Here is an 11,345-nt window from a genome sequence, read left to right on the forward strand (position 1 = left end):
GCCTCCTCCCAGAGGTGCTGCCGTCCTGCCGCCACTACTCGGCGGCTGCCGTCTCCGATCGGCCCGTCGCGCCCCGCATGAAGTCGTCGAGCGCGGCCGCTTCTACCGCCGTCAGACGCAAGCCCCGCTTGGTGCGGCGCCACAGCACGTCTTCCGCCGACAGCGCCCATTCGTGTTCGATCAGGTAGCGTACCTCCGCCTCCCAGAGGTCCGCCCCGAAATGCTGGCCGAGATCGGCGGTTGACCGCGCCGCGCCGAGCATGGCCGGCACCTTGGTACCATACAGCCTGACGAGACGGCGCGCATGTCCCGTGTCGAGGAAGGGATAGGCGGCCGAGAGTTTTCCCACCTCGCGGTCGAAGCCGTTCACCGGAAAGTCGCCACCGGGCAGCGATGCATCGCCCGTCCAGGGGGCGCCGCGGCGTCCGATCAGGCCGCCGATCTTCTCCAGCATCGCCTCGGCAAGCCGCCGGTAGGTGGTGATCTTGCCGCCGAAGACGTTGACGAGCGGAGCCTGGCCGCCGCCGCCCTCGGCGGTCAGCACGTAGTCGCGGGTCGCCTCCTGCGCCTTCGACGCGCCGTCGTCGAACAGCGGCCGCACGCCGGAATAGGTCCAGACGATGTCGCTGCGGCGGACCGGTTCTGCGAAATACTCGCTCGCCGCCTCGCACAGATAGTCGATCTCCACGTCGGTGATCGCGACCGCGCCCGGCTCTCCCTCGTAATCGCGATCGGTGGTGCCGATCAGCGTGTAGTCTTCCTCGTAGGGGATCGCGAAGATGATGCGGCCGTCGCGGTTCTGGAAGAAATAGGCGCGCGGATCGTCGAACTTGCGTTTCACCACGATGTGGCTGCCCTGGACGAGCCGCACGTTGTGGACGTCGTTCTTGCCGAGCGTCGCGCCGAGCACCTCGTCGACCCAGGGGCCGGCGGCATTGACGAGGAGCTTCGCCCGCACCGTCTCGGTGCGGCGGCTGCGGGAATCCTCGACGGTGACGGTCCAGACCGCGCCGTCGCGCCGGGCCGAGGTCACGCGGGTGCGGGTGCGGATGACGGCGCCGCGGTCGGCGGCATCGCGGGCATTGAGCACGACGAGGCGGGCATCGTTGACCCAGCAGTCGGAATATTCGAAGGCGCGCGAGAACAGCGGCTTCAGCGGCTTGCCGGCGGGGTCGCTGCGCATGTCCAGCGTGCGCGTCGCCGGCAGCAGCTTGCGGCCGCCGATGTGGTCGTAGAGGAACAGGCCGAGCCTGAGCAGCCAGGCCGGACGCAGGCCCTCGTGGTGGGGAAGCACGAAGCGCATCGGCCAGATGATGCTCGGCGCCATGCGCCACAAGACCTCGCGCTCCATCAGCGCCTCGCGCACCAGTCTGAATTCGTAGTGCTCGAGATAGCGCAGCCCGCCATGGATCAGCTTCGTCGACCAGGACGAGGTGCCGCTGGCGAGATCCTTCATCTCGGCGAGGAAAACCGAATACCCGCGACCGGCGGCATCCCGCGCGACGCCACATCCGTTGATGCCGCCGCCGATGATCAGGATGTCGTAGATCGCTCCGCCGTCCAAGCGTCTCTCCCGGGCTTCGTCTTGCCTTTGTTGGACTTTCGTTCGCCCTGATTGAGAGGGTAAAGCGAACTTTAGATGAATGTCAAACGAAAAACCGGTGCTGTGGACGAAGGTCGAACGCCGCCCGTCCGGCGTTTTGGGATGACGAAGGTGGAGGTCCAGGCCGTGCGAGGCAGGCCTGCGACGGGCTCCGGTTCGGGGCAGAGTGGTCCCCCCTCCGCCTCGCTTCGTTCGGCACCTCCCCCCACTTCGTGGGGATGGAGGATCGGCGCTGCGGCTCGACGCTCGTCCTCCAACGCCACGAAGTGGGGGGCGGAGGTGGCGGCGCGAAGCAACGACGGAGGGGGCGCAGGATGTGGCGGCGGGGGGCGGCGACCGGGCGGCACGTGCCTCGTCGTGGGCCGGATCGCGGGGACGGGCGGCGAGGCATGGATCCCGGATACGTCGTCCTGCGCTGCGCTTGGACGCCGTTCCGGGATGACGAGGGTGGAAGGGATGGCGCTGCTTTCGCCGTCGTCATCCCGGGGGAAGCCGGAGCGAAGCGGAGGCGCAGACCCGGGATCCATGCCTCGGCGATCGTCGAAAGGCGGGGCGGTGCAGACGACGCACCGGCCCTTCTCCATCGTCCCGCCCGACGACCTACGCCGAGACATGGATCCCGGATACGGCGTCCTTCGCTGTGCTCGGACGTCGTTCCGGGATGACGAAGATGGAGGCGGCGCGACAGCGACGGGGTCGCGGACCTGCCGGCCGCTGAGGGCGAGACGGTGGCGGTCTGCCCGGCCACGTCCGTCGTCCCGGACGTCCACCGTCCCGAACTGGCCCGGCGGGGTCCCCCCTCCGCCTCGCTGCGCTCGGCACCTCCCCCCACTTCGTGGGGTTGGAGAATAGGCGCTGCGGCTGGCCACTCGTCCTCCACCCCACGAAGTGGGGGCGGAGGTGGCGTCGCGAAGCGACGACGGAGGGGGGGCGATGCAGGATGTGACGGTTGCCGCGGCCATGGCGGCACGTGCAGCCCCTCGACGGTCCTTCGGACGGGCGGCAGCGCTGCCGCTGCCGCCCGTCAGATCTCGACGATCTTGCCGGCCTTGAGCGTCACCCGGCGGTCCATACGGGCGGCGAGGTCGTGGTTGTGGGTGGCGATCAGGGCGGCGAGGCCGGAATGGCGCACCAGCGCCTCCATGGCGTCGAAGACGTAGGAGGCGGTCTGCGGATCGAGGTTGCCGGTCGGCTCGTCGGCCAGAAGCACCAGCGGCGCGTTGGCCACCGCACGCGCGATCGCCACGCGCTGCTGTTCGCCGCCGGAGAGCTCCGCCGGGCGGTGGTCGGCGCGCGGACCGATCTTCATGTAGTCGAGCAGCTGGCGCGCCCGCTCTTCCGCCTCGGCGCGCGACAGGCCGCGCACCAGCTGCGGCAGGACGATGTTCTCCAGTGCGGAGAATTCCGGCAGCAGATGGTGGAACTGGTAGACGAAGCCGACCTCGTTGCGGCGGATCGCCGTGCGCCGGTCGTCGGACAGGCCGCTGCAGGGAACGCCGCTGAGCAGGACCTCGCCCGCATCCGGCCGCTCGAGCAGGCCGGCCGTGTGCAGCAGGGTGGACTTGCCGGCGCCCGAAGGCGCCACGAGCGCGACGGTCTCGCCGCGGCCGAGCACGAAATCGGCGCCGTCCAGGATGACGAGATCCCGCGCGCCCTGCTTGTAGCGCCGCTCCACGCCGACCAGCTGGAGAGCGAGTTCGGCCGCCATCACTCGTACCTCAGCGCTTCGACGGGATCGAGGCTGGCGGCCCGCCAGGCGGGAAACAGCGTGGCGAGGAAGGAGAGCGCCAGCGCCATCAGCACGACCGACGTGGTTTCGCTGACGTCGATCTTGGCGGGAAGCTGGCTCAGGAAATAGAGCTCCGGGTTGAACAGCATCTCGCCCGAGAGCCAGGAGAAGAACTGCCGGATCGATTCGACGTTGAGGCAGACGATGATGCCGAGCACCACGCCGGCCACCGTTCCGGTGACGCCGATGGCGGCACCCGTCATGACGAAGATGCGCAGGATCGCGGCGCGCGTCGCCCCCATGGTGCGCAGGATGGCGATGTCGCGGCCCTTGTCCTTCACCAGCATGAAGAGACCCGAGATGATGTTCAGCGCCGCGACGACGACGATCAGCGTCAGGATCATGAACATCACGTTGCGCTCGACCTCCAGCGCGGCGAAGAAAGTGTGGTTGCGCTGGCGCCAGTCGGCCATGAACAGCGGCCGCTGCGCGGCGACCTCGACCAGCGGCCGCAGCTCGTCGACGGCGTCGGGATTGTCGACGAAGACCTCGATGGTCTGCGCCCGGCCCTCGGAGTTGAAATAGAGCTGGGCTTCCGGCAGCGCCATGAAGATGATCGAGGCGTCGTATTCCGACATGCCGACCTGGAAGATGGCGGTGACCGGATAGCCCTTCTGCCGCGCGGTGGTGCCGAAGGGTGTCACGTCCCCGTCGGGCGAGGTCAGCGTGATCACGTCGCCGAGCATCAGGCCGAGATTCTCGGCCATGCGCTGGCCGATGGCCACCCCCTGCCCCGACGCGAAGCCGTCGAGCGAGCCTTCGCGGATGTTGCCGGCGACGAGCTCGACCTTGCGCAGGTCCTCCTCGCGCATGCCGCGCACCAGCGCGCCGGCACCCGAGCCGACATTGCCGGTGGCCAGCACCTGGCCCTCGACCAGCGGGATAGCGTAGCGCACGCCCTGGATGCCGTTGATGCGGTCGGCGACGGCGGCATAGTCGTCGAGCGGCGTGTCAACCGCCTGGAGGACGAGGTGGCCGTTGATGCCGAGGATGCGGGTGAGCAGCTCGGCGCGGAAGCCGTTCATCACCGCCATGACGATGATGAGGGTGGCTACGCCCAGCATGATGCCGATGAAGGAGATCGAGGCGATGACCGAGATGAAGGCTTCCTTGCGCCGCGAGCGCAGGTAGCGCCAGGCCACCATGCGCTCGAAGGCCGAAAAGGGCCCGGCGCCGCCCGGGGTCGCCGCCGCCTCGGCCATCAGCGTGCGCCGAACCGGCCGAGAAGGTCTGCCGGGGACAGGGTCTCGCGCGCGCCGGTGCGGCGGTTCTTGATCTCGACCTCGCCCGCCGCCACGCCGCGCGGCCCGACGATGACCTGCCAGGGCAGGCCGATCAGGTCGGCGGTGGCGAACTTGCCGCCGGCGCGCTGGTCGGTGTCGTCGTAGAGCACGTCCCTGCCCGCCGCCGACAGCTTCGCGTAAAGGTCTTCGCAGACGGTGTCGCATCCCTGGTCGCCAGGCTTCATGTTGATCAGCGCGACGTCGAACGGCGCGACGCTCTCCGGCCAGATGATCCCGGCCTCGTCGTGGAAGGCCTCGATGATGGCCGCGATCAGCCGCGACGGGCCGATGCCGTAGGAGCCCATCGAGACGAGATGTTCCTTGCCGTCGGGTCCCGTGACGCTGGCGCCGAAGGGCTTGGAGTACTTCTCGCCGAAGTGGAAGATGTGGCCCACCTCGATGCCGCGCGCCGAGACCTGCGCCTCGGGCGCGACCGCCGCCCAGGCATCCTCGTCATGCATCTCATCGGTCGCCGCATAGGGCGTCGTCCAGTCCTTGACGATGCCGGCGATCTCGGAATCGTTGCCGAAGTCGGTGTCGGCGCCCGGCACCGGCAGGGCGAGATAGTCGCGGTGGCAGTAGACCTGGCTTTCGCCGGTGTCGGCGAGGATGATGAACTCGTGGGAGAGGTCGCCGCCGATCGGGCCGGTGTCGGCGCGCATCGGGATCGCCTGCAGGCCCATCCGCGTGAAGGTGCGCAGATAGGAGACGAACATGCGGTTGTAGGCCGCTTTCGCGCCCTCGTAGTTCAGGTCGAAGGAATAGGCGTCCTTCATCAGGAATTCACGCGAGCGCATGACGCCGAAACGCGGCCGCATCTCGTCGCGGAACTTCCACTGGATGTGGTAGAGGTTCAGCGGCAGGTCCTTGTAGGACTTCACGTAGGAGCGGAAGATGTCGGTGACCATCTCCTCGTTGGTCGGGCCGTAGAGCATCTCGCGATCATGCCGGTCCTGCAGCCGCAGCATCTCGGGGCCGTAGGCGTCGTAGCGTCCGCTCTCGCGCCACAGTTCGGCCGACTGGATGGTCGGCATCATGATCTCGAGCGCGCCGGCGCGGTCCTGCTCCTCGCGGATGATCCGGCAGACCTTGTCGAGCACGCGCTTGCCGAGCGGCAGCCAGGAAAAGCTGCCCAGGGCCTGCTGCTTGATCATGCCCGCCCGCAGCATCAGCCGGTGCGAGACGATCTCCGCCTCGCGCGGATTCTCTTTCAGGATGGGCAGGAAGTAGCGCGACAATCGCATGGGGATGTCCGTCGAGAATGAAAGGTGACGCCCGCAGGAATCGGGCTTTCGGCAGGGTCTGTGCACGCGCTTCATAGCCATTTCGAGGCCGGATGGAAACCCGACCGCGGCGGCCCGGCAAAAGAAGGTTCGAAGGTATAACTATAAGGAAACCTTGCTGTTTTTTTGTGCAGCGCAGCACATCTTTGAGGCCACGAACGCGAAAAAGATCGTGACAGGCATGTGAAGCTTGCGCTAGTGTGCCGCCATAAACGAGAAGACGGAGCAACGCACCGTTTTCCTCACGCGGTCAAAGTCTTGGGAGGATGCGATCCAGGCGCGGTCACTCGCAGCCGCCGGTAACCGGATACGGATCGGACGCGTTAAACATTGCAAGGCTTCGGCCTTGCTTTTTTTTTGTGCAGACATCGTCCCGCAGGCGTCATGCGGTGCGCCCACCCGATCCAGGCATTGAGGTCGCCTGCCCTCCTTGTGCCGGCGGGACCGGCGCGTGGCAATGGGCTGCGCGCTCGACGGGACGCGACGGAGGATGGCGGGCGGGGCGTGGGTAAGCGGCCGGACCCGCAGTCAGTCGATGACCGGGGCGATGCGCGGGATGTCGTCGAAGCTGAAACCAAGCTGGTTTGTGAGTACCCAGAGCGTCGCGAAGATGATCAGCGAGACGATGGTGGTGCGCAGGGCGGCGCGGCGGACATGCGATCCCCGCGGGGCGCTGGCCGTGGTGCCGAGCGTGACGTTTCCGTCCTCGTCCTGCGTGCGCAGGCTGAAGGGCAGGATGGCGAACAGCGTCACCCACCAGATCAGGAAGAAGACGGCGAAATAGGATACCCACGTCACGGGACGATCTCCTCCTGGAGGGCGGTCAGACCTGCTCGAGCTCGACCAGCGTGCCCTGAAAATCCTTGGGGTGCAGGAACAGCACCGGCTTGCCGTGGGCGCCGATCTTCGGCTCGCCGTCGCCCAGCACCCGCGCACCGGCAGCCTTCAGCCGGTCGCGGGCGGCGATGATGTCGTCGACCTCGTAGCAGACGTGGTGCATGCCGCCGGCGGGGTTCTTGGCCAGGAAGGCGGCGATCGTCGATGCTTCCCCCAGCGGCTCCAGCAGTTCCACCTTGGTGTTGCCGAGCTCGATGAAGACGACGGTGACCCCGTGCTCCGGCAGCGGCTGCGGCGCCGTCACGGTGGCACCCAGCGTGTCGCGATACATGGCCGCCGCGGCGGCGAGGTCGGGAACGGCGATGGCGACGTGGTTCAGGCGTCCGAGCATGGGGTCCTCCGGCAAGGGCGAATAGGGAATAGCGAATAGCGAGTAGGGAGTAGGGAGTAGGGAGTGGCGTGGATGGCCGATCTTTTGCCGATCTGCTTAAGTCCACAGCACGTGGCCATTGCGACCGGACGATCCGCGACCGCACCATTCGCCATTCGCCATTCGCCATTCGCCATTCGCTATTCGCCCTCCCCGTCACCGCGTCACGAACACCGTGACGATCGGCTTCTTGCCCCAGGCCTGGTTGGCTGAGTTGCGCACCGCGCGCCGCACGGCCTCGAGCACGAGGTCCAGGTCTTTTCGCCTGACACGGGGGATGCTTTCAACGGCGCCGATCGCCGCATCCAGGAGAAGGTCCTCGAAGTTCTCTCCGGCGCGGTCGTTCTTCGGCAGGCCGATGGCGATCAGGTCGGGGTCGCCGGCGAGGTCGTACTTCTCGTCCATGACGACGTTGACCGCGACGTGGCCGACATAGGAGAGCTTGCGGCGGTCCTTGACGCCGACCTCTTCCTCGTTGCCGATGATCATGCCGTCCTTGAAGACGCGGCCGAAGGGCACCTGATCGACGACCTCCGGCTCGCCGGGCGCGATCCGGAACACGTCGCCGTTGCGGACGCGGCCGATATGCGGGATGCCGGCGGCGGCGCCGAGCGCGCCTTGCGCGACCAGATGCGCGGCCTCGCCATGCACCGGCACGAGGATCTGCGGCCGAACCCATTCGTACATGCGGCGCAGTTCCGCGCGGCGCGGATGGCCGGAGACGTGCACCAGCGCCTCGTTGTCCTCGACGATGCGGATGCCCTGCTCGATCAGCTGGTTCTTGATCTCGAGGATGCCCTTCTCGTTGCCGGGAATGGTGCGCGACGAGAAGACGACGATGTCGCCGGCCGTCAGCGCGACGCTCTTCATCTCGTCGCGGGCGAGCTTGGCCAGCGCCGCCCTCGGCTCGCCCTGGCTGCCGGTGCAGATGACGACGAGGTTCTCGCGCGGGATGAAGCCGAAATCCTCCTCGGCGATGAACTCCGGCAGGCCGTCCATGTAGCCGAGTTCGGTGGCGACGTCGATGACGCGCTTCAGCGACCGTCCGAGCACGAGACACTGCCGTCCGGCGTCGCGCGCGGCCTCGGCGATCGAGCGGATGCGCCCGACATTGGACGAGAAGGTGGTGACGGCGACGCGGCCGGGCGCGGCCTCGATCACCTGACGCAGCCCCTGCCCCACCGCCTGCTCGGACGGTGATTCGCCATCGCGCATGGCATTCGTGGAATCGCAGATCAGCGCCGTGATGCCCTCCGCCCCGAGAGCGCGGAACCGGGCCTCGTCGGTCATCGGCCCGATCTCGGGCGCCGGATCGATCTTCCAGTCGCCGGTGTGGATGATCTTGCCGACGGGCGTGGCGATGGCGAGCGAGACGGGCTCGGGAATGGAATGCGTGACGGCGATGGCCTCGATCGCGAAGGGACCCACCTCGAAGCGGTCGCCCGCGCGGTAGATCTCGACCGGGATCTTCGGCTTCGACCCGGGCTCCGACTGACGCTTGGCCTCCAGAAGGCCGGCGGTGAAGGGCGTCATCCAGACGGGGCAGCCGAGTTCCGGCCACAGGTCGAGCAGCGCGCCGTAGTGATCCTCGTGGGCATGGGTGATGATCATGCCGCGCAGGTTCTTCTTCTCGGACACGATGAAGCGGATGTCCGGCAGCACGAGATCGACGCCCGGCAGATCGGGACCCGGGAACGTCACGCCGCAGTCGACGATGATCCACTCGCGCCGCTCGCGCGGCCCGAAGCCGTAGAGCGCGAGGTTCATGCCGATTTCGCCGACGCCGCCGAGCGGCGCGAAGACCAGTTCGTCGCTCGTGTTCTTCGCCATGTTCTCTCCTAGATCGCCGCGACCGATGCCACGGCTCCGAAATGGACGTCACCTGCCGCCACGGGCCAGATGCGGCCCGCCTCGTCGCGGACGAGGAAGCGGCACTCCTCGTCGATCGTCTCGAATGTGCCCCGCACCACCGCGTCCCCGATCCTGACGGCGACGCCGGCACCGAGGCCGGCGGCGCGCGCAAGCCAGGCGGTGCGTATGGCAGACAGTCCCCTGCCCCCGTTCCAGCTGCGCTCGTGGCGCAGCCAGGCATCCGTGAGGGCGAGAAAGAGCGTCTCGGCAGTGCAGTCGGCGCCCAATGCCGCGAGCGAGGTCGCCGGATAAGGCAGGTCCTGCGGGTGCGCCACGACGTTGACGCCGATGCCGATCGCCACGGCGAAGCGTCCCTCCGGCAGCACGACCGATTCCAGCAGGATCCCGGCGAGCTTGGCGCCGTGCGCAAGCACGTCGTTCGGCCATTTGAGTTCGTAGCGGCCGGCGCCCCCGCGCCCCTGCCCGCCGTCGGGAGCGACGGCGATGTGCGTGCCCGGTGCCACGGCCGACAGCGCGTCGGACAGGGCGAGGCCGGCGACGAAGCCCAGCGTAGCGGCCTGCGGCAGCGGGCAGCAGTCGACGAGCATGAGCGTGGCGGCGAGATTGCCGGACGGGGTTTCCCAGACGCGGCCGCGCCGGCCGCGGCCGGTCTCCTGGCGCCTCGCGGCGAGCCAGAGACGCCCGGGATCGCCCGCCCGCGCGCGGTCGATCGCCTCCGCGTTGGTCGAGCCGATGCTGTCGAAGGCTTCGAGACGGTAGCCTTCGCTCAGGGCAGTCGGCGCGAGGACAAATCCCATCGGCTCAGAAGAACGTGCCGGCAGCGGCTTCCGCCATGGACTCGATCGGACCGCCGATCAGCACATAGAAGAAGACGAAGGCGCCCGCGACCGTCATGACCAGACGCAGTTCGCCGGCCATGGGCTGGAAGCCGCCGGTCGCCTCGTCGAACCACATGATCTTGATGACGCGCAGATAGTAGTAGGCGCCAACGACCGAGGCCAGAACGCCGATGACGGCGAGCGCATAGAGGCCGGAGTCGATCGCGGCGAGGAAGACGTACCACTTGGCCCAGAAGCCGGCGAGCCAGGGGATGCCGGCCAGCGAGAACATCATGATGGTGAGGATGGTCGCCATCATCGGGTTGGTGGACGACAGGCCTGCGAGATCGTCGATCTGCTCGACGTTCCCCTCCTTGCGGCGCATCGCCAGGATGAAGGCGAAGGTGCCCAGCGTCATGATCAGGTAGATCAGCATGTAGAGCGCGACGCCGCGCACGCCCGCCTGCGAATTGGCGGCGAGGCCGACCATCGCGTAGCCCATGTGGCCGATGGACGAATAGGCCATCAGCCGCTTGATGTTGCGCTGGCCGATCGCAGCGAAGGCGCCGAGCAGCATCGATGCGATGGAAATGAAGACGACGATCTGCTGCCAGTCGAAGGCGATCGGCTCGAAGGCGCCCATGGTGACGCGAACGATCAGCGCCATGGCGGCCATCTTGGGCGCGGCGGCGAAGAAGGCGGTGACCGGCGTCGGCGCGCCCTCGTAGACGTCGGGCGTCCACATGTGGAAGGGCACGGCCGAGATCTTGAAGGCGAGACCGGCGAGCACGAAGACCAGGCCGAAGACGAGGCCGAGCTGACGCTCGCCGCCCGCCAGAACCGCGGCGATCTCGTCGAAGCCGGTGTTGCCTGTGTAGCCGTAGACGAGGCTGATGCCGTAGAGCAGCATGCCCGACGAAAGCGCGCCGAGGACGAAATACTTGAGGCCGGCCTCCGTCGAACGGACGGAATCGCGGTTGATGGCGGCGATGACGTAGGCGGCCAGCGACTGCAGCTCGAGGCCCATGTAGAGCGTGATCATGTCGTTGGCCGACACCATCAGCAGCATGCCGAGCGTCGAAAGCAGGATCAGCACCGGGAACTCGAACTTGTCGAATTTCTCGGCCTTGGCGAAGCCGACCGACATGACGAGCGTGACGATCGACCCGATCAGCGTCAGCATCTTCATGAAGCGGGCGAAGGGATCGCTGACGAAGACGCCGTTGAAGCCGAGGCCGTTCTCGCCGAAGAACAGCATCCAGGCGCCGGCAGCGACGAGAATGGCGACCGACAGGCCATTGACCAAGGTCGTCGACCGCTCGCCGGAAAACACGCCGACCATCAGCATGGCCATCGCGCCGACGGCCAGCATCAGTTCGGGTGTGGCCAGTGCCAGGCTGAAGGAGAGTTCAGGCGTCATCGTCCCACCA

General features: G+C 67.6%; 9 protein-coding genes. All 9 read right to left on the bottom strand.

What is annotated here, in order from left to right:
* Window positions 1–34: 34 nt before the first annotated feature.
* Window positions 35–1,564 (bottom strand): glycerol-3-phosphate dehydrogenase, encoded by a 1,530-nt coding sequence (glpD, locus tag IAI54_RS06895; protein WP_187971639.1) that lies wholly within the window; start codon window positions 1,562–1,564, stop codon window positions 35–37.
* Between the two features lie 1,063 nt (window positions 1,565–2,627).
* A complete protein-coding gene (locus tag IAI54_RS06900; protein WP_187971640.1) occupies window positions 2,628–3,311 on the bottom strand; it encodes an ABC transporter ATP-binding protein in 684 nt (227 codons plus the stop codon).
* Complete coding sequence (locus IAI54_RS06905) at window positions 3,311–4,594, bottom strand: lipoprotein-releasing ABC transporter permease subunit (protein WP_187971641.1); 1,284 nt, start codon at window positions 4,592–4,594, stop codon at window positions 3,311–3,313. Before IAI54_RS06905 ends, IAI54_RS06900 begins: the two co-directional genes overlap by 1 nt.
* Window positions 4,594–5,919, bottom strand: a complete 1,326-nt coding sequence (gene proS, locus IAI54_RS06910; RefSeq protein ID WP_187971642.1) for a proline--tRNA ligase — start codon at window positions 5,917–5,919, stop codon at window positions 4,594–4,596. Before proS ends, IAI54_RS06905 begins: the two co-directional genes overlap by 1 nt.
* Window positions 5,920–6,486: 567 nt before the next feature.
* Window positions 6,487–6,756, bottom strand: coding sequence for a DUF1467 family protein (locus IAI54_RS06915; protein ID WP_187971643.1), 270 nt, complete (start codon window positions 6,754–6,756; stop codon window positions 6,487–6,489).
* A gap of 25 nt (window positions 6,757–6,781) precedes the next feature.
* Entirely contained in the window at window positions 6,782–7,186 is a 405-nt protein-coding gene (mce, locus tag IAI54_RS06920; RefSeq protein WP_187971644.1) for a methylmalonyl-CoA epimerase, read from the bottom strand.
* A 195-nt stretch (window positions 7,187–7,381) separates the two neighbouring features.
* The gene (locus IAI54_RS06925) at window positions 7,382–9,055 is read right to left on the bottom strand and encodes a ribonuclease J (protein WP_187971645.1); all 1,674 of its coding nucleotides are present in this window, start codon (window positions 9,053–9,055) and stop codon (window positions 7,382–7,384) included.
* Between the two features lie 8 nt (window positions 9,056–9,063).
* Window positions 9,064–9,894, bottom strand: coding sequence for a biotin--[acetyl-CoA-carboxylase] ligase (locus IAI54_RS06930; RefSeq protein ID WP_187971646.1), 831 nt, complete (start codon window positions 9,892–9,894; stop codon window positions 9,064–9,066).
* Between the two features lie 4 nt (window positions 9,895–9,898).
* Window positions 9,899–11,335, bottom strand: a complete 1,437-nt coding sequence (gene nuoN / locus IAI54_RS06935; RefSeq protein WP_187971647.1) for an NADH-quinone oxidoreductase subunit NuoN — start codon at window positions 11,333–11,335, stop codon at window positions 9,899–9,901.
* Window positions 11,336–11,345: the final 10 nt, after the last annotated feature.

Source organism: Aquibium microcysteis, assembly GCF_014495845.1.
Taxonomy (GTDB): Bacteria; Pseudomonadota; Alphaproteobacteria; order Rhizobiales; family Rhizobiaceae; genus Aquibium; species Aquibium microcysteis.